Source organism: Sphingobium sp. IP1, assembly GCF_002708645.1.
In the GTDB taxonomy this organism is placed as follows: Bacteria; Pseudomonadota; Alphaproteobacteria; order Sphingomonadales; family Sphingomonadaceae; genus Sphingobium; species Sphingobium yanoikuyae.
Genome location: NZ_NOIW01000009.1, coordinates 56,844 through 80,602 on the forward strand (window position 1 = coordinate 56,844; position 23,759 = coordinate 80,602).

Genomic DNA, 23,759 nt, shown 5'->3' on the forward strand with positions numbered 1-23,759 from the left:
AGCCGCGCCTCGTCCGGGCGTCAAACACCCTCCCGCCCGCCGACGGATTTCGCTTCAGCGCCCGCCTGTGGCCCCTGATGGCCGCGCCACCGCATACATGGCCTGCGCCATTTCCCGGTAATAGGCGTTGCGATCGCCATCCCGCGCATAGACTTCGTTGATGCTGTGCGACGCGCCGGGGACATAGATGAATTCCGCACGACCTCCCACCTTGCGGAACGTGGCCTCCAGATCATGGACGGCGCCGTCGAGATAATAGGAATCGGCGGTCCCGACCACGACATGGACCTTGCCGTCCAGGTCATGGCGCAGGCGTGGCCATTGGGTCTCGATCCGGTGGCCGATATCATAATTGTCCCGCCAATAGGCCGCGACCTGCGCATCGACCGCGCCCGTCACCCGGTCGAAGAGTGGCGCCGGCGTCCCGTCCGCACGGCGCGGCGAGAAGGTCCAGTCGAAGGATCGCAACTGGCCGCCATCGCGGCCCAGCACCGTCTCGACCCCCGCCACCTGCGCGATCGTCGTCTTCACCTCGCCATGGGCGCGCTCCAGCGGACGGGCCGCGCCCTGGGCATCGCGATACATGTTCACGCCTGGCTGATAGAGGTCGACGCCGATGAAATGCCGGAAATCCACCGGATCGGGTGACGAGGCCCAACTTCCGCCGAAGAAGGCGGGATAGCGCACCATCGCCCAGAGCGCGAACCAGCCGCCCGAACTATGGCCGGTGAGGAACCGGCCCGAGGGCCTGGCATCCATCCGATAGCGGCTTTCGAGCGCCGGGATGATCTCGCGCGTCAGCGCTTCGCCCCAGGGGCCATTATTGACGCTGTCGGCAAATTCGGTCGTGCCGGTGGGCGAGGCAAAGTCCAGCGTCACCCAGATCATCGGCGGAATGGCCTTTGTCTCCATCAGGTGCCAGATGCGCGACAATTGCTGCCCGTCTACCCGGTGGTTCGTGCCGAACGCACCGGCGGTATAGACCGTGGGATAGGTGACGCGGCCGTTGGGATCATAGCCCGGCGGGGTCAGCACCCAGGCGGCGACGCTCTGCGGCATGCCGCGAAAGCGAGTCAGCACTTTCGATGCGACCTGTTCGTCGTGCAGATGCGGGCGCGACGCGGTGATCTGTTCGGCGGCGCGCGGCGGCAGGCCGGTGACGTCGAACTGCGCGGGCGCCGGCGGCAGCCTGTGATCAAGCGGAATTGAAGGCCTGGCGCCCAGCGGCAGGCGCAACGTCACCACCTTCGAGACCAGGTCGCCCGGTCCCCGCCCGCCATAATTATAGTCGCCGTCCCGATCGAGCACGACCTGTACCCGATAGTCCCCCGGCGCCAGGGCTGCGAGCCCCTTGGGGAAGGCGCTTTCCCCGGCATCGATGCTCACGGTGCGATCGGGCCCGAAACCGGCGACATCGCGACCCGCCACGAAGATGCGGGCGTCGTCGGGGCCATAGATGTCGATATCCTCGCTCTTGCCATTGTCGGCGCTCAGCGGCGCCGCAAAGAGCAGCAACCGCCCCGATGCGTCATCGCCCAGCGCAGCCGGCAGGCTGATATCGAAGCGCGTTTCGGGTGCAGCCGAGCCGATCAGCGCCAGCGCAGACAGGGGAAGTGCAAGCAAGCGGGCGATTGCGGTCGACATCAGGCGTCCCCGCCATTTTGCCGGCGCAGGGCAATGAACTGGGCGGCAAGGCCCAGGATCAGCATAGCCAGAAGCGCGGCCTGCGATCCCAGCAGCAAGGGCGACTTGAGGTCGGTGACGAGAGGATGACCGTCCGGCACGCGGCGCAGGATTTCGGTCACGGTCGGCACCATCAGCAGAAACGCCGTGAGACTGAGGAAGACGGTTTCCAGATAGCGCCGCGCCCGCCCGAGAAAGCGGATGCGGTCCACGCAATAGCCCGCGATCAGCAGCAGGAGCGTCACCGTGCCGATGCCGTAGCTGACCGGCTGATGCGCCACCAGGAACACGGTGCCGGCACCGATCAGCATGAAGATGAGATAGGCGATGCCCGGTGCCGTTCGCGGCATGATCCGGCCATGGCGCGCAAGCATATAGGCCGCCAGTGGAATGGCGGGCAGGCTGCCGAGCGTATGCACCCAGCCCAGGGGCGTTATTCCAAACATGGTCTGTGTCTTTCTGTTGGCGGGGGATCGCCGCGCTTATGCGGCAAAGCTGGTGGAGCGGGACAATGCGCGCCATTGCGCGATCTCCGCCTCCATGGCGGCCATCTTGCCTTCGACCAGGCCCAGCGCATCGTCGCCCAGGAACAGGCGGGTCGGCGGTGTCGACGCCTCCACCAAAGCCAGCAAGGCCTGCGCCGCGCGCGCGGGATCACCCGGCTGCTGCCCGCTCTTGGCCTGGCGCGCTGCCCTTATCGGGTCCATGACCGCGTCATAGTCGGCGATGCTGCGCGGCGTGCGGTCCATCGACCGCCCGGCCCAGTCGGTGCGAAACTGGCCGGGCGCCAGCGCCGTCACATGGATGCCGAACGGCGCCACTTCCTTGCCCAGCGCTTCGGAAATCCCCTCCAGCGCGAACTTGCTGCCGCAATAGAAGCTGATGCCGGGCATGGTGATGAACCCGCCCATGGAGGTGATGTTGACGATATGGCCATGCCGCCGTTCGCGCATGCCGGGCAGCACCGCCTTGATCATCGCCACCGGGCCGAACACATTGGCGGCGAACTGGCGCTGCAGATCGTCGATCGACGATTCCTCCAGCACGCCCTCATGACCATAGCCCGCATTGTTCACCAGCACGTCGATCGACCCAGCGCGGCGCTCGGCGTCCGCCACGGCCGCCGGAATCGCGTCCAGATGCGTCACGTCCAGCAGTAGCGGATGCGCGCGTCCGGGCGCGAGCGCCGCAAAGGCTTCGGCATCCTTGGGGTTGCGCACAGTCCCGACGACGGCATGGCCGGCGTCCAGCGCGCCCTCGGCAAAGGCCCGGCCCAGGCCGGAACTGACGCCGGTAATCAGGAAAGTCTTGGGGATCAGCGCCGACATGGCCTACTCCATGATTTGAACATCAATTATATCATGATATAGATATCGACATGACGTCCATCAAGCCCCCCTCGACCGGTTCGCGTGGTGAACCCGTGCGCAATCGTGTGATCGACGCGGCCGAACGCCTGCTGCGCGACGGCAAGGCGGAATTTTCGATGCGCGATCTGGCGACCGAAGCGGGCGTCAGTTTCGCCACGCCCTTCAACCAGTTCGGCAGCAAGGCCGCGATCATGCACGCTCTGTCGGCGCGGCGGATCGCCACCGCGACCCAGCGCTTCGCGGACAAGCCGCGGCGCGACGATGCCGGCCAGCGCGTGCTGCTGGCGGTCGCCACGGTGGTCGAGCTGATGCTGGAAGAACCGCGCGTGAACCGGGCGGTGATGGGGTGGCTCGGCACGCCGGGGCCGACCCATGGCGAAGTGCTGGCGCAGTCCACCGCGCTTTGGACCCTGGCGATCGGTGCTGGCGAAGGCCTGGTTGAAGGACACCCGGCGCTGCCCGCTCTGGCACGGCATCTGGCCTTCGGCTTTCGCGGTGTGCTGTCCTTCTGGACGGCCGGTGAATTGCCTGATGACGAACTTGCTGCCAATGCTCGCGACGTGGCGAACGCCTTGCTGGGCGGCGCAGCCAGCCAGTCCTGATCGTCATGCCTAGGGCGGGCGGCGTGTCTTATCCGTTCGCGCCCTGCTGCGCCTCGCGATAGGCGCGGGCGGACAGGCCCATGTTGCGCTGGAAGAAGCGGCTGAAATAGGCCGGGTCGGCAAAGCCGATCGAAAAGCCGATCTCGGCAATCGACAGGTTGGAATAGAGCAGGGCCCGCTGCGCTTCGAGCAGGGCGCGCTGGTCCAGCATCTGCGCCGGCGATCGTCCCGCCATCCGCGCGCAGGCGACGCGCAGCGCGGTCTGGCTGACGCCCAGCGCGGCGGCATGGACCGACACCGGTTCGCGCAGGCGGAAGCGCTGTTCGATCCGTTCGCGCAGCCGCGCGACGATCGTCGCATGCGGTCCGGCGCGCGGGGCGGCATGGACGGCGGCGCTGCGATGGCGCAGCGCGGTGACCAGCAATGACAGCATCGCCGCATCGACCGCTGCCCGGTGGCCCGGCGCCGACCAGCTGAGTTCGCGCATCAGATCGGCGACGAGCCGTTCGACCGGCGGCAATTGCGCCGCGCTCATCTCGATCGCGTCGGGCCGCTCGAACAGGCCGGTCAGTTCCGGGCCATGGCGGCCCAGATCCTGCAGATAGGCGTCGGCCATGGTGATGACGAAGCCGGCGGTTTCCTCCAGCCATTTGAAGCCATGCACGGCGGTGGCCGGCACCAGCAGGAAGCTGGGCGCGACGAAGCGTAGTTCCGCGCCATCCGCCTCCATCGCGCCGCCGCCCGAGGTGATGAGGAAGATATGGCTCAGCTCGCTATGGGCATGCGGTTTGATCGTCCATTCGCTGGGACGTGAGCGATCGTCCAGCGTTTCGACATGGACGAAGCCCTCCGCCACCAGCCTGTGGGGTTCCCCGTAAAGGTAGAAGGTCGGGAAGGACTGTTTCGACATCGGCTATGGTCCCGTCGGGGTGCGCTGGGGCTGATGAATTGTCCAATTAATAGGCTGGTGCGCCCATGTCCATCGCCGACCGTGCGGATAGGGTGGGCGCATCGGACAAACAGGGGCGCCATCAGCGCGCCCGGATCATGAGAGGATGCGAATGCGCACCAGCATAGCCATTATCGGCGCCGGCCCGGCCGGCATGTTCCTGGCCCATCTGCTCGCGGCGGAGGGCATTGCCGCCGTCGTGCTGGAACGGCGTGACCGGGCCTATGTCGAGGGGCGGGTGCGTGCCGGTGTGCTGGAACAGGTGACGACCGACCTGATGCATCGGCTGGGCCTCGGCAGCCGGCTCGATCGCGAGGGGTTGGTCCATGGCGGCACCCAGATTTCGCTCGACGGTTCGCTGTTCCGCATCGACATGGCCGCGCTGACCGGCGGCAGCGCCGTCACCGTCTATGGCCAGCAGGAGGTGATGCACGACCTGTTCGAGGCAGCGCCGGAGCGCGGCGTCGAGATCGTCTGGAATGCGCAGGATGTGACGCTGGAGGGGCTGGACGGCGATCACCCGGTGGTCCGCTGGCGCCAGGATGGCGTCGCGCAGGAATTGCAATGCGACTATGTCGTCGGCTGCGACGGCTATCATGGCGTCAGCCGCAACAGCATTCCTGCCCATGTGCTGCGCACGTTCGAGCGTGTCTATCCGTTCGGCTGGCTCGGCATATTGGCCGATGTGCCACCCGCCGACCATGAACTCATCTACGCCAATCATGAGCGCGGCTTCGCGCTCGCCTCGATGCGCTCGCCCACGCGCAGCCGCTATTATATCCAGTGCGGCCTCGACGAGCAGGTCGAGGACTGGTCCGACGATCGTTTCTGGGACGAGCTTTGCCTGCGCCTTGGCCCCGACGCGGCACCGCGCGTCACCCGTGGGCCGAGCTTCGAGAAGTCGATCGCGCCGCTGCGCTCCTTCGTGTCGGAACCGATGCGCTGGGGCCGGCTGTTCCTGGCCGGCGATGCTGCCCATATCGTGCCGCCGACCGGCGCCAAGGGACTCAACCTCGCCGCGTCGGACGTCATCATGCTGAGCGAGGCGCTGGTCGACCATTATCGCGGTGGATCGGATGTCGGGCTGGATGGCTATTCCGCCCGCGCTTTGGCCCGTGTCTGGAAGGCGGAGCGCTTTTCCTGGTGGTTCACCTCGATCACGCACCGCTTCCCCGACATGGACGGTTTCGCCCGCCGCATCCAGGCGGCCGAGATCGACTATATTCGCGGGTCGCAGGCGGCGCAGCGCACGCTCGCGGAAAATTATGTCGGCCTTCCGCTGATGGCCGCCTGACGCCTTTGGCCGGCGCGGGGCTTTACCACCCCGCCGGATGCGGCCTAGACCGGGGCATGAGCCAAGAGAATGACGCGGGGCGCCCCGCAGCGACGATCGTGATCGTGCGCGACCGGCCGGGGGCAGCGCCCGACCTGCTGATGATGGAACGGGCCGCGACCATGGCCTTTGCCGCCGGTGCGCTGGTCTTTCCGGGCGGCGGCGTCGACGATGGCGATCGGGCGCTGGCCGCCCGTATGTCCAGCGACCTTGCCAGTGACGAGGTCGCTGCACGGATCGCGGCCATTCGCGAGACGATCGAGGAAAGCGGTTTGGGCGTCGGTCTGGCGGGTTCTGTCGATGCCGCGACCGTGTCGGCGATTCGCGCGGGCCTGCTCGACGGAGCGCCGCTGGGCGATCTTCTGGCGCCGCGCGGCATCGCCCTGGCGCTGGATGCGCTGGTGCCGTTCGCCCGCTGGCACCCATCGGCGCGGGAAAAGGCGATCCGCGTCTATGATACCCGCTTCTATCTCGCCCGTGCGCCACTGGGGCAGGAGGCAAGCGTCGACGCGACTGAGAATGTCCGCCTGTTCTGGAGCAGCGCCGCCGCGACCATCGCCCGCGCCGATGGCGGCGACGGCCATGTCATCTTCCCCACCCGCCGCAATCTGGAACGGCTGGCGCAATATGACAGTTTCGACGCGCTCGCCGCCCATGCCCGCAGCATCCCCGTGGAAAAGGTGCGCCCCTGGTTCGAGGAGCGCGACGGCGAGCCGCATCTCTGCATCCCGGCGCATCTGGGCTATCCGGTCACGTCGGAACCAATGCGGCAGGTCCGGCGTGGTTAGGGGATGCGCCGCCTTCATCTGACCCTTCGTGCCTTTGTCATCATCGCTGTCATCCTTGGCCTGCTCTGGGTCGGATACGCGCTGCTGCGCCAGCGGCCGCAGGATCTGCCGTGGACCGGGCTGGACCTGTCGCAGCCGGTCGGCCTGTTCACCGGTCGCAAGCTCGCCACCCTGACCGGCGATCGGGCGCAATGCCTGGCGCTGCTCGACCGGGCCGGCATTGCCTATACGCCGATGAAGCCGGGCGGGGGCGGGGGGCAGTGCGGCTATGCCGACGCGGTCCGGCTGAAGGCGGAAAAGGGGATGATCGCCTTGTCACCCGCCGGGGTGGCGCCATCCTGCCCGGTGGTTGCCGCCCTGCGCGTCTGGGAATGGCAGGTGGTGCAGCCCGCCGCCCAGCGCCTGTTCGGCCAGCCGGTGCGCAGCATCACCCATTTCGGTTCCTATAGCTGCCGGCGCATGTATGGCCGCAGCCAGGGCGACTTCAGCGAACATGCCACGGCCGATGCGATCGATGTCGCGGGCTTCGTGCTGGCCGATGGCCACCGGATCAGCGTGGTCGGCGACTGGAAGGGGAAGGGCAGGGACGCCACCTTCCTGCGTGAGGTGCGCGATGGCGCCTGCGACCTTTTCTCGACCGTGCTCTCGCCCGACTATAATGCTGCCCATCGCGACCATTTCCACCTCGACCAGGCGGAACGCGGGGCGACGGGCTGGCGGGCGTGTCGCTAGCGGCGGTTACTGCCCGTAGCCGGCTTGCTTGGCCAGGCTGACAGCTTCGCGCGCGGCGGCGAGCAGGGCGCCGCTCTTGGCCTCGCATTCGCGCTGCTCATATTCGGCGGTCGAATCGGCGACGATGCCGGCGCCGGCCTGGACGTGCATCACGCCATCCTTCAGCACGGCGGTGCGCAGCACGATGCAGCTGTCCATATTGCCGTCCGGGCCGAAATAGCCGACGCCGCCGGCATAGGCGCCGCGCGTTTCCGGCTCCAGTTCGGCGATGATCTCGCAGGCGCGGACCTTCGGTGCGCCCGACACGGTGCCGGCGGGGAAGCCCGCGAACAGCGCGTCGATCGCATCCTTTTCGGGCGCCAGCCGGCCGACCACGTTCGACACGATGTGCATCACATGGCTGTAGAATTCGACCGTATAGCTTTCCGTCACGGTGACGCTGCCGGCGCTGGCGACGCGGCCGACATCGTTGCGGCCCAGGTCCAGCAGCATCAGATGCTCGGCGCGTTCCTTGGGATCGTCGAGCAGGCTGGCGCGGTTGGCGGCGTCTTCCACCGCATTCTTGCCGCGCGGGCGGGTGCCGGCGATCGGCCTGATCGTTACTTCGCCATCGCGGGCGCGGACCAGGATTTCCGGGCTGGACCCGATCAGCGCAAAGCCGGGCAGGTCGAGATAATAGAGGAAGGGCGACGGGTTGATCCGGCGCAGCGCCCGATAGAGCGCGATCGGCGGCAAAGTGAAGGGGCTGGTGAAGCGCTGCGCCAGCACCACCTGGAAGATGTCGCCCGCGACGATATAGTCCTTGGCGCGATCGACCATCTGGGCATAGCGGCCCGGTTCCAGCACCGGCGTCACGTCGATCTCGGCAATGTCGGCCGGGGCGGGCACGGCCGGCAGCGGCGCAGCCAGGCGCGCGGCGGTCGCGTCGATCCGCTCCAGCGCCTGCGCGATGGCCTTTTCCGCGTCGGCGGCCTGATCCTTCCACACCGGGGCGACCAGGAACAGGGCGTCGGCCAGGCGATCGAACACCAGGATGACGGTCGGCCGCACGAACAGCATGTCGGGCAGGGCGATGTCGTTGGCGGCCGGGCGGGGCAGCTTTTCGACCAGGCCCACCGTCTCATAGCCGAAATAGCCGACCAGACAGGCCAGCGCGGCCGGCAGGGCGGGGTCCAGATCGGCGCGGCATTCGGCGACCAGTGCGCGCAGCGCCTGCAACGCATCCAGTTCGGCGGGGATGAAGGCGTCGCGATCGGTCGCCCATTGGCGGTTGATCTCGCCCTTTGCCCCCTCGGCGCGATAGACGAGGTCGGGGGCCAGGCCGATCAGGCTGTAGCGGCCACGCACCGCGCCACCCTCGACCGATTCCAGCAGGAAGTCGCCGCGGTCCGGCTCGAACAGCTTGAGCGCAGCGGAGATCGGTGTGTCGGTGTCGGCAATCTGCCGCCGCCACACCAGACCCGAACGGCCCTGGGCCAGTGCCGCGCGAGCGACGGCCGTGCCGTCCGCCATTCCCCCCTGCGCCGCCATCTTACTGCTCGCCGCTATTGGTGGCGGACAGCGCCTTCCGGGCTTCGGCCACGGCGTTCGCCTTGCGGGTCACGCCCATGTCCTTCTCGATCGCGCGCTCGAACTGGGCGCCATATTCCTCGCCCACGACGTCGCCCAGCTGGGTGCGGACCTGGTTCAGCAATTCGGGCTGACCGGCGGCGTCGCCACGCTTGATGGCGTTCAATTGCACCACGAAGGTGCCGCGATCCTGGCCGATCGGCAGGGTCTTCACGCTGTTGGCCGCCATCGAGAAGAGGATGGCGATTTCCGCCGGCGGGCGCTGCTGGCCGCGCATCAGGTCGGCGCGACGCCCACCCACGACCTGCGGCGCCGGCAGCTTGACGCCGGCCTGGGCCAGCGCATCGGCCAGCTTGGTGCCCTTGGCGACCTTGGCGCGGATGTCCTCGGCGACCTTCTGCGCTTTCTCATAGCCCTGGCTCAGCTTGTACTGGGCCACGACCAGCGGCTTGATCTTGGCGAGCGGCGGCGGGGCGGGGGCGACGATGTCGCCCGGCGCGGCCAGCGCATAGCGCTTGTCGGCGGTGATCGGCACCAGCTGGGCGTCATCGTCGGCGCTCATCGCGAAGACGGGGGCCAGCAGCGGCTGCAGGTCGCTGTTGGGCTGATAGGTTTCGTCCTCGACCTGCTTGCCGGTCGACACCAGCAGCGGCGAGGTTTCCAGCTTCAGGCCATTATCCTTCGCGACTTCCTCGAAGGTGCCGCCATTGGCGATCTGGTCCTCGATCTTGCCGGTGAAGTCGGTCAGCAGCTGCTTTTCCTTCTGGGTGCGCAGCGTGGCGATGATCTCATCGCGCACCGACGCCAGCGCACGGGCCGGGACATTGTTGAGCGCGGTGACGCGCAGCACGATCCAGCCGAGCGAACCACGGACCGGGCCGACCAGTTCGCCCTGCTTGGCGGCAAAGGCGGCGTCGGCGATCGGCTTGGACGCGGTGGCGGCCAGCGCCTCGCGGCTCTGGTCGGTCAGGGTCGACACGGCAAGGCCAGCACCCTGCGCCGCAGCGGCCAGCGTCTTGCCGGCCTTCACCTGGTCGGCGATCGCCTTGGCAGCGGCCTGGGTCGGCAGCACCAGCTGTTCGACGCTGCGATTTTCCTTGGCGGCATAGGCCGCCTTGTTCTGGTTGTAGGCGGCGGTGATTTCCGCCTCGGTCGGCTGCGCCGCCTGGGCGAAACGCTCGCTGTCGATCACGGCATAGCGGATGCGGCGCTGTTCCGGGATGGTGTAGCGCGCGGCATTCTTCTTGTAGAAATCGGCGACCTGCGCGTCGGTCGGCTCCTTGGCGTCCAGGAAGGCGGCGGCCGGGATCGCGGCGATCGTGCCCTGGCGTTCCTCCAGCAGCAGCGACGCATAGGGCAGCGCCACGCTGTCGGGCAGCTTCACACCCAGGCCGACCGGGGCCAGCAGCTGGCGCTGCAGGATTTCACGGCTGATATCGTCGCGCAGCGACTGTTCGCTGATCCGCTCGCGCTGCAGCAGGGCGCGGAAATTATCCTGGCTGAAATTGCCGGCCGCGTCCTGGAAGGCGGGGATCTGCGCGATCTGCGCATCGACCAGCCGCTTGCTGATATGGACGCCCTGATCGCTGGCGAACTGCTTGAGCGTCAGCGCCGCGACCAGCTGGTCGAACACCTGCTTGCCGCCACCCTGGGCGAAGAAATCGCCGATCTGCATGCCGGGATTTTCGCGGCGCGCATTTTCGAACACGCGCTGGATGCGGTCCTGCAACTCGCTCATGCGCAGCTTGGAACCGCCGGCCTTGGCGACGGTGTCGCCGCCGCCCAGGCCGCTCCCGAACTTGCCGCTGGAAATGTCGCCCAGGATAAACGCCGCCGCGATCAACCCCAGAAAGAGGATCGCGAAAAAGGCGCCGAATTTGGAACGGATGAAACTGCGGAAGACAGAGAGCATGAGAATGTCCGGTTTTTATGCGGCGATATGGCGGCCCGCTTTAGGGGCGGATCGACCCGGCGGCAAGTGCGGCAGTGGCGGACGGTCTGGACAAATGCTGCATCGCCGTCCATCGGCTTGATTGCCTGAAAGCGGAACCAGGAGACGCGGCGCATGCCGTGGGGACCCGCTGCGGGCACGTGCAGCAATAATCACAAGGGGACATGGACCGATGAGCAGGCGCAAGCTGGTGGTCGGCAACTGGAAGATGAACGGGATGCGCGCGCATCTCGACGAGGTGGAGGCGATCGGCAAGCTCGCCGCGCAGCATCCGGCGGTGGAAGTCGGGCTTTGCCTGCCGGCCACGCTGATCATGGCCGGGTCGCAGCTGAAGGGCGCAGCCTTCATCGGCGCCCAGAATTGCCATATGGAATTGAGCGGCGCCTATACCGGGTCGCTGTCGGCCGAGATGCTGATCGAGGCGGGGGCGACCTGGGTCATCACCGGCCATAGCGAACGGCGCGAGACGCGCGGCGAGACCAACGCCGATGTCGCCGCCAAATCGGTCGCCGCCCATGCCGCGGGCATGAAGGTGATCCTGTGCGTGGGCGAAACGCTGGCCGTGCGCGATGCGGGCGATGCCGACGAAGTGGTCACCGCCCAGTTGCTCGCCTCGCTGCCCGAAGGCGCAAGCGCCGACTGGCTGGCCGTCGCCTATGAACCCATCTGGGCGATCGGCACCGGCCGCATCCCGACGCTGGAGGCGATCCAGTCGATGCACGCCACCCTGCGCGCCGCGCTCGCCAGCCGGATCGGCCAGGACCAGGCCGATGCCATGCGCATCCTCTATGGCGGATCGATGAACGGCGACAATGCCGCCGAGATCATCGCCCTGCCGGACGTCGACGGCGGTCTGGTCGGCGGCGCCAGCCTGTCGGCCGCCAAGTTCGAACCGGTGATCGCCGCCGCAGATTGATGCAGAACGCCCTCTCTTCGTGCGGAAGAGGGGGCGTCCTGGCTTGATGCGAGTCGGCGGTTGCTTGCCATACCCCTCCCGCAGGCGGGAGGGTGCAGCGAGACTTGCGCGCGCAGCGCGTTAGTCGCAGCGGGGTGGGCTTTCGCGACGTCCAGCCCACCCCCTGACCCCCTCCCGCAGGCGGGAGGGGGAATATGTCTGAAACCAATCGCAATCGACCCTGGAAGGCCAGCCGCGGCACCCTCTGCACGCGCCCTCATCCATGCCTTCGTTCATATCGACAGGCTCGCCGGTTGCCCCGGCGGCCCATCATCGCTATGTGCGCGCCAACGCATTCCTTCATTGGACAGAAAAGAACCCGCATGTTCACCTTCCTTCTCGTCGTGCAGGCGATCGTCGCTGCCCTGCTGGTCACCGTCATTCTGATGCAGAAGTCGGAAGGTGGCGGTCTGGGCGTCGGTGGCAGCCCGGCCGGGCTGATGTCGGCGCGCGGCGCGGCGGATTTCCTGACGCGTTCGACCACGATCCTGGCGACCATCTTCGTCCTGCTGTCGATCACCCTGGCGGTCATCGCCTCGGTCCGTCATGCAGGCGGCGACATCGACACCTCGCTGGTCAAGTCGGCCCCCGCCACGCAGGCCCCGGCGCCCGCGACCGGCAACGCCGACCCGCTGGCCGGTGCGGCCAGTGCCGCCGGCAATGGTTCGGCAGCGAACGGCGCAGTTCCGCTCGCTAACTGACCTTTTCGTCGTTCATCGCCATATTTTTTGCGAGCGTGCGGATTCGCGCGCTTGCTCAACTCGTTTGTATAAGGCTAAGCCTCTTCTCCCATGACGCGGTATATTTTCATCACCGGCGGCGTGGTCTCCTCGCTTGGTAAGGGCCTCATGGCCGCATCCTTGGCAGCGCTGTTGCAGGCGCGGGGCTATCGCGTGCGAATCCGGAAATTCGACCCCTATCTCAACGTCGATCCGGGCACGATGTCGCCCTATCAGCATGGCGAAGTCTATGTGACCGACGACGGGGCGGAAACCGACCTCGATCTTGGCCATTATGAACGCTTTACCGGCGTGTCGGCGCGCCAGTCGGACAATGTCACGCAGGGCCGGGTCTATCAAACCATCATCCAGCGCGAACGGCGCGGCGACTATCTGGGCGCGACCGTCCAGGTCATCCCGCACGTCACCGACGAGATCAAGGCGTTCGCAACGGCGGAGACCGACGATCTCGACTTCGTGCTGTGCGAAATCGGCGGCACCGTCGGCGACATCGAATCGCTGCCCTTCATGGAAGCGATTCGCCAGCTCCATAATGATCTGGATCGCGGCCAGTCGATCTTCGTCCATGTGACGCTGGTGCCCTATCTCGCGGCGGCGGGCGAACTGAAGACCAAGCCGACCCAGCACAGCGTGCGCGAACTGACTTCGCTCGGCATCCAGCCCGACATCCTGCTGTGCCGCGCCGAGCATCCGCTGCCCGAAAGCGAGCGCAAGAAGATCGCCCTCTTCTGCAATGTCCGTCCCGAGGCGGTCATTCCGGCGCTCGACGCCAAGAGCATCTATGCCGTGCCCGAGCAATATCATGCCGAGGGTCTCGACAATGAAGTGCTGCGCGCCTTCGGCATCACCGATGCGCCCGCGCCGTCGATGGACCGCTGGACCGACATCATGGATCGCCAGCTCAACCCCGAAGGTGAAGTGACGATCGGCGTGGTCGGCAAATATGTCGGCCTGCTCGACGCCTACAAGTCGCTGCACGAAGCGCTGCACCATGGCGGCCTCGCCAATCGGGTGAAGGTCAACATCAAGTGGATCGACGCCGAACTGTTCGAGAAGGGCGACGACCTTGCCGCCAGCCTCGAACCGATGCACGGCATTCTTGTCCCCGGCGGCTTCGGCGTGCGCGGATCGGAAGGCAAGATCGCATCGGTCAAGTTCGCGCGCGAACGCGACGTGCCCTTCTTTGGTATTTGCCTGGGCATGCAGATGGCCTGCATCGAAGGCGCGCGGAACACGGCGGGGATCGAGAATGCCTCGACCACCGAGTTCGGCGAAACCAGCGAGCCGGTCGTCGGCCTCATCACCGAATGGATGAGCAAGGAAGGCCTGCAGAAGCGCACCGCCGAGACCGATCTGGGCGGCACCATGCGTCTGGGCGCCTATCCGGCCAAGCTCGCGGGCAACAGCGTCGTCGCCGGCATCTATGGCAGCAACGACATCAGCGAGCGTCATCGCCACCGCTATGAGGTCAATGCCGGCTATCGCGAACCGCTGGAAAAGGGCGGCCTGATCTTCTCGGGCATGTCGCCGGACGGCACGCTGCCCGAAATCGTCGAGCGGCCTGACCATCCCTGGTTCGTGGGCGTGCAGTTCCACCCGGAACTCAAGTCCAAGCCGTTCGACCCGCACCCGCTCTTCGCCAGCTTCATCGAAGCGGCGGTCAAGCAGAGCCGGTTGGTATAAAGCGTTTTCGAAGCAGGCGGGATCGCCTGCTGACTCGGAAAACGCGAAAAAAAAGGATAAACGGGGCCGAAAGGCCCCGTTTTTCGTTTCAGTCCTTCGGCGCGTCGAACAGGTGCCGATACTGGCGCGGCTGGCAGCGCAGATATTGCGGCGCCGCCTTCACGCTTGCGCCCAGATGCGCGGCGGCATGCCAGGGCCAGCGCGGATCATAGAGGATGGTGCGGGCGATCGCGATCAGGTCGGCGTCGCCGGTGCCGATGATCGCTTCGGCCTGCTCGAAATCGGTGATCAGGCCGACGGCGATCACCGGCATATCCACCGCCTGCTTGACCGCGCGGGCCAGCGGCACCTGATAGCTTGGCCCCACAGGGATATCCTGCCGCGGGTCTAGCCCGCCGCTCGACACATGGATGGCGCTGCAGCCGCGCGCTTCCAGTGCCCTGGCGAAAGCGATCGTCTGTTCGATGTCCCAGCCGCCATCGACCCAGTCGGTGCCGGATACCCGCATCGTCACCGGCTTGTGCGCCGGGAACGCGGCGCGCACTGCATCGAAAATCTCCAGCGGCAGGCGCATCCGGTTTTCCAGGCTGCCACCATACTCATCGTCGCGCTGGTTGGAGAGCGGCGAGAGGAACTGGTGCAGCAGATAGCCATGCGCGCCATGCAGCTGGACCGCGTCGATGCCGATCGCGTCAGCCCGCTTCGCCGCCGCGACGAAGGCGTCGCGCAGCCGGTCGATCCCGACCTTGTCCAGCGCCATCGGCGCGTTGGTGCCCGGCGTGAAGGGCAGGGCGGAGGGGGCGACCGTCTGCCAGCCATTGGCCGCATCGGGCGCGATCTGCGCGCCGCCCTGCCATGGCACTTCGGTGGATGCCTTGCGCCCGGCATGGCCGAGCTGGATTGCGATGGGCATATCGCTGTGGCGCCGCACGCCGTCCAGCACGCGCTGCATCGCCGCCTGCGTCGCATCGTCCCACAGGCCGACATCGGCATGGCTGATCCGCCCCTCGGGCAGCACGGCGGTCGCCTCGATCGTCAGCAGCGCGGCACCGGACAGGGCAAGCTGGCCCAGATGAATGAGGTGCCAGTCGTTCATCTCGCCGTCGACGGCGGAATATTGGCACATCGGCGCGATCACGATGCGGTTGTCGAGGGCAAGGCCGCCGACATCGAAGGGCTGGAACAGCTTGGGAGCGCTCATGCAGGTCTCCAGATGAGGGAGAGGGAGGAGAAGGCCCGCAAGATAGGAAACAGGGCGGGCGGCCGAAAGGGGGCGTCTCTCGCGGTGGCAAGATGGTCCGGTCTTCAAAATGTCATCAATCGGTCATCGCGGTGCAGCGCTTCGGAAACGCCGCTGTCGCGCAGCTTTCCTAATCGCGACCCCGACCAGAGGGGACTCGATCATGACCAGGATTTTTGCGGCATCCATCAGCCTGTTCGCACTCGCGATCGCCGGCACCGCCCATGCGCAGCAGCCGCTGCCCGAGGAGGATGGCGGCATCGTCGTCACCGGCCAGCGCGCGCAGTTGCAGCGTTCCATCGACCAGAAGCGGGCGGCGCTGGGCATCGTTGATGTGACCGCGTCCGACGATATGGGCCAGCTTCCCGACAAGAATGTGGCCGAAGCGGCCGAACGCCTGCCCGGCGTCGGCGTCCAATATGACCAGGGCGAGGGGCGCTATGTCGCGGTGCGCGGCGTGCCCTCCAGCCTCAACGGCTATACCATCAACGGCTTCGAGATCGGCAATCCCGACGGGCTCGACCGGCGCCTGCCGCTCGACATCCTGTCGGGTCAGCTCCTGAAGCAGGTGGAGGTCGCCAAGGTGAAAACCGCCGACCTGACCGGCCAGGGCATCGGCGCGACCATCAACCTCGTCACCCAGACCGCCTTCGACTTCGACGATCGCTTCATCTTCCAGGCGAACGGGCAGGTCGGCTATCAGGAACTGCGCAAGGGCGACCAGCCGATCAAGGGCGATGTCACCATCGGCACCCGCTTCGGCGCGGACGAACAGTTCGGCATCCTGCTGGGCGCCAGCTATTCCGACCGCACCTATACCAGCTATGGCATCTATCCCGATGACTGGACGCCCGACGCCGATGCCGCGCGCGGCGCCGTGCCGGTCAACATCAAATATAACGACTATCGCCTCAAGCGCGAGCGGATCGGTGCGGCCGGCTCGTTCGACTGGCGCGGCGAGAGCGTCCAGCTCTATGTCCGCGGCATCTATTCCAAATTCTCCGAGGATGAATATCGCCAGCGCTTCCGGCTCGATTTCTCCGATATCGACTGGGACGCCAACGGCCTGACCGGCATTGCCTCCACCAGCGAGCAGCGTTCCGACCTGCGGCTGGAATATAAGGAAAAGTCGGTCCTGTCCTTCATGGCCGGCGGCACGGCGGACCTGACCGACAACTGGTCGCTCGATTTCGGCGCGGCACGCACCCGCAACGAAGTGATCGAACCCAATCAGCTCTGGCAGTTCCGGGGCAATCCCGGCGCGGTCGCGGTCGATTTTTCGGACAAGCTGTTCAGCGCCGTGCCGGTCGACGGCTATCTCGATCCGTCGGACCTGGGCTTCCGCCAATATTCGGCGCAGGATGAATATGGCCTGGAAAAGACCTGGCAGGGCCGGCTCGACCTGACCGGCAAGCTGCCGACGATCGGCCAGAACAGCTTCGTCAAGTTCGGCGCCAATGGCCGCTGGACCGACAAGCGCTTCGATTCCTCCAATGACGTCTATGGGCGCGGCAGCAGCGCCAACCGCTTCACCCTGGATGGCCTGTCTGGCGACACCGTCATCGTGAAGCTGGGCGATGGCCGCAATTATTTCCTCGGCCCGGTGATCGATGCCGACCTTGTCGATGCCTATACCCAGGGCAAGCTGGGCGGCGCGCAGTTCGTGCTCAACGAAGCGACCAGCCTGGCCAATGAAACGCTGAGCGATTTCGACCTCAGCGAGAATGTCTATGCCGGCTATGCCATGGCCAATCTGGACTTTGGCGCGCTGTCGGTCACGGGCGGCCTGCGGGTCGAGCGGACCGAACTGGACATTGACGGCTATCTGCTGGAAGGCGACGTCGTCCGCCCGACGTCGGGCCGCACCCGCTATACCAACTGGCTGCCCAGTCTGGTGGTGCGCGTGACCCCGTCGCACGACACCGTCTTCCGCCTTGCCTATTCGCGCAGCATCGGCCGACCCAGCTATGCCGACCTGTCGCCGGGCGGCACCGTCACGGTGGAGGGCGCGGACGAGATCAGCGTGTCGAGCGGCAATCCGGCGCTCAAGCCCTATGTCGCGGACAATCTCGACATGTCGGCCGAATGGTATTTCGCGCCCGGCGGCCTGATCAGCGTCGGCGCCTTCGCCAAGTTCATCCGCAACCCGATCTTCACGCAAAGCTATACCATCAATGACGGCAGCTTTGGCGGTGTCGCCTATGACCGGATCAATTTCAGCCAGACGCTCAACGCCGACAAGGGCGATATCATCGGCCTGGAAGCCGCCTGGCAGCAGCAGTTCACCTTCCTGCCGGGCCTGCTCTCGGGTCTTGGCATGAACCTCAACCTCACCCTGATCGACTCCAGCCTGCGCATGCCGGACCGTGGCACCGTTGCCTTCCCCGAACAGTCCAAGCTGCTCTGGGGCGCGCAGCTCTTCTACCAGAAGGGTATCGTCGAAGCGTCGGTCGCCTATCATCATACCGGCCGCGCCTTGCTGTCGGCGGGTGATATCCGCCTCAATGACCAGTATAATGACGATCTGCGTCGTCTGGACGCGAAGATCGGGGTGGATGTGACGAAGAATGTGCGCCTCTTTGCCGAAGGGCAGAATCTGACCGACGAGCCGACCCGCCAATATCAGGGCGGCGTGCGCGACTGGGTGATCCAGAATGAACGCTATGGTCGCACCTTCTACGTCGGGGCCTCGGTCAAATGGTAAGGGCGCTGCTTGTCGGCACCGCGCTGCTGGGGCTGGCGGGCGGGGCGATCGCCCAGGCGCCGGCGGAAGCGCCATCGCCGCCGCCATCCCCCGTCAGCCTGCGGATCAAGGCGCCGGAAGCGCATCAGGGTGCGGCGTCGGACGGCACTTATGTCTATGCGATCGATAATAACCGGATCGGCAAATATCGCATCGCCGACGGCCGGCGCGTGGCGCAGTGGCAGGGGGAGCGCCGCCTCTATCCGCACATGAACAGCTGCACCGTGGTCGGCGCCGAACTGGTCTGTGCCGCGTCCAACTATCCGGCCGTGCCGCAGACCAGCGCGGTCGAGATTTTCGACACGAAGACGCTGAAACATGTTCGCAGTGTCAGCCTGGGCTTTGGCCCCGGATCGCTGACCGTCATGGATCGGCATGCCGGCAAATGGTGGGCGGTCTTCGCCAATTATGAGGGCAAGGGCGGCGAGCCGGGCCGCGACTATCGCTATACGCTGCTGGTGCGGATGGACGACGCCTTCCGGGCGGAGGCAAGCTGGGCCTTCCCGGCCGACGTGCTGGCCCGTTTTGCCCCCAAAAGCTGTTCCGGCCTCAGTTGGGGCGCCGACGGGCTGATCTATGCCACCGGTCATGACCGGCCCGAAGTCTATGCGCTGAAACTGCCCGAGGCGGGATCGGTGCTGGAGCATGTCGGCACGATCGGGATTGCCACGCCGGGCCAGGCGATCGACTGGGATCCCAAGGCGCCCCGGCGCCTCTGGTCGATCGGCCGGGGTGCTGGCGAGATGGTGGCGAGCGAAATGCCGCCGGTCCGATAGGACGGCTCAGCACACCTTGAGCCCCAGTTCCGCGAGCAGTTCGCCGGCCTGGTCGCGGGAGATGGTGGCGCCGCGAAAGCGGCTGGCATCGCCCAGATGCACGCCGCCTATGTCCGCGCCGCGCAGGTCGGCGCCCTCGAACCGGGCGCCGTCCAGCATCGCCTCGCGCAGGCTGCAGCCTTCGAAACTGGCCATGCGGAAATCGCATTTGCGCAGGTCCGCCTGCGAAAAATCGATGCGGCTTAGCCGTTGCTTGCGGAAGGACAGGCCGGGCAGCCGTGCGTCGATCAGTAGGCATTCCGCCATGTCGATCTCCAGCGCGCGCAGGTCCGACAGGTCGGCGCCGGTCAGCTTGCACTGGGCCAGCTGGGCGCCCTCCAGCCGCGCCCGCCGCAGCACGACATTGTTGAAGTCGCATCCGGTCAGCACCGCGTCGCTAAGGTCGCAGCCGGTGAAATCCGCGCCGCCGCCCCGGCAGCCCTGCCAGCGCGTGCGCTCCAGCACGGCGCCGGCCAGATCGGCGTTGCGCAGGTTGCAGCGCTCGAACTGCCAACCGGTAAGGTCGAGCTGCGCCAGCTCCGCCGCCTCCAGGTCGCAGTCGATCAGGGCGTGGGGTGTTCCCGCCAGGGCAATGATGTCGGCGCGCGCCAGTTGCTGCCCGTTGCGCGCGGGCAGGGCATCCATATCGGTCATGCCGCCGTCTATGCCTTGGGCGTCAGCTTGAGCAGGCGGCCCTGCGACTTGCCGCCATCCTCCAGCAGCCACAGCGCGCCGTCCGGCCCCTGTTCGACTTCGCGGATGCGCGCGCCCATGTCCCACTGGTCGGCCTTTTCCGCATTTTCGCCGTCCAGCTTCACCCGCACCAGCGACTGGCTCGACAGGCCGCCGATGAACAGCGATCCCTTCCATTGCGGGAACAGGTCGCCCGAATAATAGATCAGGCCGCCCGGCGAGATCACCGGATTCCACCAGACCTTCGGTGCCTCATAGCCGTCGCCGGGCGTGTGATCGGGAATGTCGCGGCCGTCATAATGGCTGCCGTTCGACACGCGCGGATAGCCATAGTTGAGGCCGGGCTTGATCAAATTGACCTCGTCGCCGCCCTTGGGCCCCATTTCCTGTTCCCACAGGCGCCCGTCCTTGTCGAAGGCGATGCCCAGCAGGTTGCGATGGCCATAGGACCAGACCGCCGGGTTGAAGCCCTTGGCGCTGAGCGGATTGCCCGCCGCCGGCGTGCCGTCCAGATTGAGGCGCAGCACCTTGCCCAGGGTCGATTTGGGATCCTGCGCCGGCTCGAACTTCTGTCGCTCGCCATTGGTGAAGAACAGATATTTGCCGTCCGGCGAGAAGGCGATGCGGCCTGAATAATGGCCATTGCCCTCGACATAATCGCTGGCACGGAAAATGACCTTCACGTCGGCGAGCCTGGTCGTGCCGTCGCTCGCCTGGTCGAAGATGCCGGTGGCCAGCGCCACGCCCTTGCCGCCGGCGCGATCGCCCTGGCCGACTTCGGAAAAGCTGAAATAGACCTTCTTGTCCTGCGCGAATGTGGGCGAGGGGACGATGTCCATCAGCGCGCCCTGACCCTCGCTATCGACCTTGGGGATGCCGGCGACCGGGATCTTGGTGCCGTTCTTCGGATCGAACAGGATCATCTCGCCGGCCTTTTCGGTGATCAGCATCCGTCCGTCGGGCAGGAAGGTCATCGCCCAGGGCGATTCGAAATCGGCAATCACCGATGTCTTGAACGGCGTTTCCCCCGCGGTCGCACCAGCATTCTGGCCGGTCGCATCGTCGGCTGAACAGGCCAGCAGGGCGAGGGGGAGAGTGACGGCCATCACGCGCAGCATGGGAAACTCCTGTTATAATATTCGCGGGGGAAAGCCGATTATTCGGCGGGGGTTCCATGCCCGCATCCTCCACCGGATGCGGGCATGGATGCAAGCCTCATCGGCGATCTGCCGATTTCTTAAGCTTCTGCCGCTAGAGACCGGGGCGGCAAGAGGGGGAATATGGTGCTGCACGGCGTATCGGATTTCGATGCTGCGTGCGCGCAGGCAGGCGCCTTGCGCGTCGAGCCGCTATGCCTTGCCGACGCGCTGGATTCGACCGTGCTTGCCCGCGCCTGGGAAAGGCTGGAGGCGCGCGCCGACTGGCCGACCCAGACCCGCCTGTTCGCCTTCACGCTGAACGACCTGATTGCCGCCGGGCCAAGCCGCATCATGACAGTCTGGGCGGGGAGCGATCTGGTCGCCCTGCTGCCGCTGTGCCGGGATGCTGGCGCGCTCGCCCGCTGGCGGATGATCGGCGCGCGCGAAACCTATGAACCGGGCGACATGCTGTGCAACGGGACGGCGGCGGCCGATGCGCTGGCCGGCGCGATCGCGCGCCTGCCCCATCCGCTGCTGCTCGATCGCATCTCCGCCGGGTCGCCCCTGATCCCCGCATTGGCGCGGGCGGTGCGGCGGCGCGGGCGGCTGGTCGTGCGGCCGGCTATGGCTTGTCCCCATATCGCGCTGGATGAGGGCTGGCGCGACCCGGAAAGCCGCTTCAACGCCGGTCGCCGCTCCGACTTCCGTCGCGCCCGGCGCAAGGCGGAAGGGTGCGGCCTGCTCCAGTGCGAGACGCTGGCGCCCGACACCGACAATTTCGACGCTTTGTTCGACGAGGCTGTCGCGGTCGAGGCGCTGGGCTGGAAGAGCGAGGCGGGCACCGCCATCGCCACCGACCCGCGCCAGGCGGCGATCTTCCGCGCTTTCTTCCGCGCGGTGGCGCAGCGCGGCGATCTGCGCATCTCCTTCCTGCGGATCGACGGTCGCGCCATCGCGATGCAGATGGCGGTGCTGTGGAACGGCCGCTACTGGCTGTTCAAGATCGGCCATGACGCGGCCTTCAACGCCTGTTCGCCCGGCGGGCTGCTGATGCTCCATGCCATCGGCTGGGCGGCGCAGGCGCGGCTGCACAGTTTCGAATTTCTCGGCGTCGCCGAACCCTGGATTCGCAAGCTCTGGACCCAGACGGAGCATGACTGCGTCCAGTTGCGCACCTATCCCTATAATCTGCGCGGGGCGGCGGCCTTTGCGGCGGACGCTATTGTCTGGTCGCGGCAACGGCTGTTGCGGCGGTGAGGGGCGGGGCGGCCTGGCGCCTGTTGCGGGACACGCGTTATGCCCTGCCCGGCGCGCTGGGGCGGGTCATCCCGGCGCCCGACGCCCCCCATGCCGTGGCGATCGCCCGGCAACAGGCCCGCGCCGGCGCCGCCACCACGATCGGCTATTTCGAAGGGGTGGGGGGCGATCCCTCGTCGATCATGGCCGCCTATGCGCGGGTGGCACAGCGGGCGCGCGGCCTGGACCTCAGCCTGTCGGTGAAGGCGCCGCCCCTGCGTTTCGATCCGGTCAGCCTGCGCGAACTGGCGCAGATTGCGCGCCAGTCCGGCCTGTCGCTGGTGTTCGACGCCCATGGTCCGCTGGATGCGGACGAGACGCTGGCGGCGGTCGAACGGCTTCTGCCCGACTTTCCCGATACCGGCATCGTCCTGCCCGCCCGCTGGCAGCGCAGTCAGGCCGACGCGGTGCGACTGCGCGACAGCAGCGCGCCGGTCCGGGTGGTGCGCGGGGAGTGGCCCGATCCGGCGGGCGATCCGCTCGATCCCGATGCCGCCTATCTGACGCTGGTCGAGGCGCTGGCCGGCCGCGCGGCGCCGGTCGCGATCGCCACCCATCGCCCCGCGCTGGCCGACCGGGCGCTGGCCCTGCTGCGCGACGCCGGCACGCCGTGCAGCCTGGAGCAGTTGCGGGGCCTTCCGGGTCGCCGTTGCCGGAAGGTAGCGCGGGGGCAGGGGGTGCCGGTGCGCCTCTATGTGCCCTTCGGTCCCGGCTGGATTCCCTATGCGCTGGACCGGGCGCTGGCCCGGCCCTATCTGCTGGCGTGGATGTGGCGCGACTGGACGGGGCGGGCAGACCCCTGAAATAGCGCATTTTACGAAACATGTTGCAGGTCATTGGCAACCTGCCTATATGGATATTGCTTCCTTACATCGTCACACATGTCAGGGTCGCAGGCACCAAGCCTGCGGCGGCAACAAGCAGACCTGTCTATTTTCTGGAGTATCCATGGCGGACATCGCCGAACTGACCGCATTGATCGAGCCCGAGGTAAAGGCCCTGGGGTTCGACCTCGTGCGCATCAAGCTGTTCGGATCGGGTGACGAATATACGCTGCAGATCATGGCCGAAAACCCGAAGACCAAGCAGTTGGTCATCGAGGATTGCGCCGCGATCTCGCGCCGCCTGTCCGACGTGATGGATGAAGTCGACCCGATCGAGGAAGCCTATCGTCTGGAAGTCAGCTCGCCCGGTATCGACCGGCCGCTGACCCGCCTGCACGATTTTCTCGAATGGGCGGGCCATGAAGCGAAGATCGCTGCGACCGAAGTGGTCGAGGGGCGCAAGAGCTTCCGTGGCATCCTCAAGGGCGTCGAGGGTGAGGATATCCTGTTCCAGGATGCCAAGGCCGGCGATGTCACCATCCCGTTCGCGCTGGTCGGCGATGCCAAGCTGATGCTGACCGATGCACTGATTTCTGCTACCATGCCGCTCTCCTCCGATGGGGCGGACGAGTTCGAAACCGAGGAATAAGGGTT

Annotated in this window: 21 protein-coding genes; 12 read left to right on the forward strand and 9 right to left on the reverse strand. The window is 66.6% G+C overall.

What is annotated here, in order from left to right; translation table 11 throughout:
• Positions 1-54: 54 nt before the first annotated feature.
• Genes CG471_RS04770 through CG471_RS04780 form a run of 3 tightly spaced genes read right to left on the reverse strand, consistent with a single transcriptional unit; the run spans position 55 to position 3,011 of the window.
• Positions 55-1,644 carry an esterase family protein gene (locus CG471_RS04770; RefSeq protein WP_099230893.1) on the reverse strand — a complete coding sequence of 530 codons (1,590 nt, stop codon included), beginning with the start codon at positions 1,642-1,644 and terminating at the stop codon, positions 55-57.
• Complete coding sequence (locus CG471_RS04775; protein WP_099230895.1) at positions 1,644-2,129, reverse strand: hypothetical protein; 486 nt, start codon at positions 2,127-2,129, stop codon at positions 1,644-1,646. The genes CG471_RS04770 and CG471_RS04775 overlap by 1 nt, the downstream gene beginning before the upstream one ends.
• A gap of 36 nt (positions 2,130-2,165) precedes the next feature.
• Complete coding sequence (locus tag CG471_RS04780) at positions 2,166-3,011, reverse strand: oxidoreductase (RefSeq protein WP_099230897.1); 846 nt, start codon at positions 3,009-3,011, stop codon at positions 2,166-2,168.
• 50 nt (positions 3,012-3,061) lie between these two features.
• Here CG471_RS04780 and CG471_RS04785 point away from each other — a divergent pair, with 50 nt between their 5' ends.
• Entirely contained in the window at positions 3,062-3,655 is a 594-nt protein-coding gene (locus CG471_RS04785; protein ID WP_099230899.1) for a TetR/AcrR family transcriptional regulator, read from the forward strand.
• A 28-nt stretch (positions 3,656-3,683) separates the two neighbouring features.
• Here the strand turns inward: CG471_RS04785 and CG471_RS04790 are convergent, their stop codons facing one another.
• Positions 3,684-4,565, reverse strand: coding sequence for a helix-turn-helix domain-containing protein (locus CG471_RS04790; RefSeq protein WP_099230901.1), 882 nt, complete (start codon positions 4,563-4,565; stop codon positions 3,684-3,686).
• 151 nt (positions 4,566-4,716) lie between these two features.
• On the opposite strand from CG471_RS04790, the gene pobA reads away from it, so the two are divergent.
• From pobA to CG471_RS04805, 3 genes are read left to right on the forward strand one after another with little or no spacing between them, the layout of a single operon-like run.
• The gene (gene pobA, locus CG471_RS04795; protein ID WP_099230903.1) at positions 4,717-5,898 is read left to right on the forward strand and encodes a 4-hydroxybenzoate 3-monooxygenase; all 1,182 of its coding nucleotides are present in this window, start codon (positions 4,717-4,719) and stop codon (positions 5,896-5,898) included.
• 56 nt (positions 5,899-5,954) lie between these two features.
• Complete coding sequence (locus CG471_RS04800; protein ID WP_099230905.1) at positions 5,955-6,725, forward strand: NUDIX domain-containing protein; 771 nt, start codon at positions 5,955-5,957, stop codon at positions 6,723-6,725.
• 3 nt (positions 6,726-6,728) lie between these two features.
• Entirely contained in the window at positions 6,729-7,457 is a 729-nt protein-coding gene (locus tag CG471_RS04805; RefSeq protein WP_099230907.1) for an extensin family protein, read from the forward strand.
• Positions 7,458-7,463: 6 nt separating this feature from the next.
• Here the strand turns inward: CG471_RS04805 and trpE are convergent, their stop codons facing one another.
• Positions 7,464-8,987: an anthranilate synthase component I gene (trpE, locus tag CG471_RS04810; RefSeq protein ID WP_099230909.1), complete on the reverse strand. Its 1,524-nt coding sequence runs from the start codon at positions 8,985-8,987 to the stop codon at positions 7,464-7,466.
• Between the two features lies 1 nt (position 8,988).
• The gene (locus tag CG471_RS04815; protein WP_099230911.1) at positions 8,989-10,938 is read right to left on the reverse strand and encodes a peptidylprolyl isomerase; all 1,950 of its coding nucleotides are present in this window, start codon (positions 10,936-10,938) and stop codon (positions 8,989-8,991) included.
• 211 nt (positions 10,939-11,149) lie between these two features.
• On the opposite strand from CG471_RS04815, the gene tpiA reads away from it, so the two are divergent.
• The 3 genes from tpiA to CG471_RS04830 all read left to right on the forward strand — a co-directional run bounded on the left by tpiA (position 11,150) and on the right by CG471_RS04830 (position 14,355).
• Positions 11,150-11,893: a triose-phosphate isomerase gene (tpiA, locus tag CG471_RS04820; RefSeq protein WP_099230913.1), complete on the forward strand. Its 744-nt coding sequence runs from the start codon at positions 11,150-11,152 to the stop codon at positions 11,891-11,893.
• Positions 11,894-12,255: 362 nt separating this feature from the next.
• Positions 12,256-12,633, forward strand: a complete 378-nt coding sequence (gene secG / locus CG471_RS04825; RefSeq protein ID WP_004211256.1) for a preprotein translocase subunit SecG — start codon at positions 12,256-12,258, stop codon at positions 12,631-12,633.
• Between the two features lie 90 nt (positions 12,634-12,723).
• A complete protein-coding gene (locus tag CG471_RS04830; RefSeq protein ID WP_010337427.1) occupies positions 12,724-14,355 on the forward strand; it encodes a CTP synthase in 1,632 nt (543 codons plus the stop codon).
• Positions 14,356-14,443: 88 nt separating this feature from the next.
• Here CG471_RS04830 and CG471_RS04835 read toward each other — a convergent pair whose 3' ends face one another.
• Entirely contained in the window at positions 14,444-15,556 is a 1,113-nt protein-coding gene (locus CG471_RS04835; protein WP_099230915.1) for an NADH:flavin oxidoreductase/NADH oxidase, read from the reverse strand.
• A gap of 202 nt (positions 15,557-15,758) precedes the next feature.
• Between CG471_RS04835 and CG471_RS04840 the strand changes: the two genes are divergently transcribed.
• Both CG471_RS04840 and CG471_RS04845 read left to right on the forward strand, forming a co-directional pair.
• Positions 15,759-18,299: a TonB-dependent receptor gene (locus CG471_RS04840; RefSeq protein ID WP_099230917.1), complete on the forward strand. Its 2,541-nt coding sequence runs from the start codon at positions 15,759-15,761 to the stop codon at positions 18,297-18,299.
• Positions 18,293-19,114 carry a hypothetical protein gene (locus CG471_RS04845; protein ID WP_099230919.1) on the forward strand — a complete coding sequence of 274 codons (822 nt, stop codon included), beginning with the start codon at positions 18,293-18,295 and terminating at the stop codon, positions 19,112-19,114. Before CG471_RS04840 ends, CG471_RS04845 begins: the two co-directional genes overlap by 7 nt.
• A 6-nt stretch (positions 19,115-19,120) precedes the next feature.
• On the opposite strand, the gene CG471_RS04850 is transcribed toward CG471_RS04845, so the two are convergent.
• Both CG471_RS04850 and CG471_RS04855 read right to left on the reverse strand, forming a co-directional pair.
• Positions 19,121-19,807, reverse strand: a complete 687-nt coding sequence (locus CG471_RS04850; RefSeq protein ID WP_099230920.1) for a pentapeptide repeat-containing protein — start codon at positions 19,805-19,807, stop codon at positions 19,121-19,123.
• Positions 19,808-19,815: 8 nt separating this feature from the next.
• Positions 19,816-20,964, reverse strand: a complete 1,149-nt coding sequence (locus tag CG471_RS04855; protein WP_099230922.1) for a PQQ-dependent sugar dehydrogenase — start codon at positions 20,962-20,964, stop codon at positions 19,816-19,818.
• 162 nt (positions 20,965-21,126) lie between these two features.
• Here CG471_RS04855 and CG471_RS04860 point away from each other — a divergent pair, with 162 nt between their 5' ends.
• From CG471_RS04860 to rimP, 3 genes are all read left to right on the forward strand, one after another.
• Positions 21,127-22,242: a GNAT family N-acetyltransferase gene (locus CG471_RS04860; protein WP_099230924.1), complete on the forward strand. Its 1,116-nt coding sequence runs from the start codon at positions 21,127-21,129 to the stop codon at positions 22,240-22,242.
• Positions 22,243-22,265: 23 nt separating this feature from the next.
• Positions 22,266-23,084: a proline dehydrogenase family protein gene (locus tag CG471_RS04865; protein ID WP_257211421.1), complete on the forward strand. Its 819-nt coding sequence runs from the start codon at positions 22,266-22,268 to the stop codon at positions 23,082-23,084.
• A gap of 145 nt (positions 23,085-23,229) precedes the next feature.
• Positions 23,230-23,754 carry a ribosome maturation protein RimP gene (gene rimP / locus CG471_RS04870; RefSeq protein ID WP_099230928.1) on the forward strand — a complete coding sequence of 175 codons (525 nt, stop codon included), beginning with the start codon at positions 23,230-23,232 and terminating at the stop codon, positions 23,752-23,754.
• The last annotated feature ends 5 nt before the right edge of the window (positions 23,755-23,759 follow it).

Bases quoted from the DNA above. Each gene is read 5' to 3' on its own strand.
- CG471_RS04770 (WP_099230893.1), bottom strand. From the start codon at position 1,644: ATGTCGACCGCAATCGCCCGCTTGCTTGCACTTCCCCTGTCTGCGCTG.
- CG471_RS04775 (WP_099230895.1), bottom strand. From the start codon at position 2,129: ATGTTTGGAATAACGCCCCTGGGCTGGGTGCATACGCTCGGCAGCCTG.
- CG471_RS04780 (WP_099230897.1), bottom strand. From the start codon at position 3,011: ATGTCGGCGCTGATCCCCAAGACTTTCCTGATTACCGGCGTCAGTTCC.
- CG471_RS04785 (WP_099230899.1), top strand. From the start codon at position 3,062: ATGACGTCCATCAAGCCCCCCTCGACCGGTTCGCGTGGTGAACCCGTG.
- CG471_RS04790 (WP_099230901.1), bottom strand. From the start codon at position 4,565: ATGTCGAAACAGTCCTTCCCGACCTTCTACCTTTACGGGGAACCCCAC.
- pobA (WP_099230903.1), top strand. From the start codon at position 4,717: ATGCGCACCAGCATAGCCATTATCGGCGCCGGCCCGGCCGGCATGTTC.
- CG471_RS04800 (WP_099230905.1), top strand. From the start codon at position 5,955: ATGAGCCAAGAGAATGACGCGGGGCGCCCCGCAGCGACGATCGTGATC.
- CG471_RS04805 (WP_099230907.1), top strand. From the start codon at position 6,729: ATGCGCCGCCTTCATCTGACCCTTCGTGCCTTTGTCATCATCGCTGTC.
- trpE (WP_099230909.1), bottom strand. From the start codon at position 8,987: ATGGCGGCGCAGGGGGGAATGGCGGACGGCACGGCCGTCGCTCGCGCG.
- CG471_RS04815 (WP_099230911.1), bottom strand. From the start codon at position 10,938: ATGCTCTCTGTCTTCCGCAGTTTCATCCGTTCCAAATTCGGCGCCTTT.
- tpiA (WP_099230913.1), top strand. From the start codon at position 11,150: ATGAGCAGGCGCAAGCTGGTGGTCGGCAACTGGAAGATGAACGGGATG.
- secG (WP_004211256.1), top strand. From the start codon at position 12,256: ATGTTCACCTTCCTTCTCGTCGTGCAGGCGATCGTCGCTGCCCTGCTG.
- CG471_RS04830 (WP_010337427.1), top strand. From the start codon at position 12,724: ATGACGCGGTATATTTTCATCACCGGCGGCGTGGTCTCCTCGCTTGGT.
- CG471_RS04835 (WP_099230915.1), bottom strand. From the start codon at position 15,556: ATGAGCGCTCCCAAGCTGTTCCAGCCCTTCGATGTCGGCGGCCTTGCC.
- CG471_RS04840 (WP_099230917.1), top strand. From the start codon at position 15,759: ATGACCAGGATTTTTGCGGCATCCATCAGCCTGTTCGCACTCGCGATC.
- CG471_RS04845 (WP_099230919.1), top strand. From the start codon at position 18,293: ATGGTAAGGGCGCTGCTTGTCGGCACCGCGCTGCTGGGGCTGGCGGGC.
- CG471_RS04850 (WP_099230920.1), bottom strand. From the start codon at position 19,807: ATGACCGATATGGATGCCCTGCCCGCGCGCAACGGGCAGCAACTGGCG.
- CG471_RS04855 (WP_099230922.1), bottom strand. From the start codon at position 20,964: ATGCTGCGCGTGATGGCCGTCACTCTCCCCCTCGCCCTGCTGGCCTGT.
- CG471_RS04860 (WP_099230924.1), top strand. From the start codon at position 21,127: ATGGTGCTGCACGGCGTATCGGATTTCGATGCTGCGTGCGCGCAGGCA.
- rimP (WP_099230928.1), top strand. From the start codon at position 23,230: ATGGCGGACATCGCCGAACTGACCGCATTGATCGAGCCCGAGGTAAAG.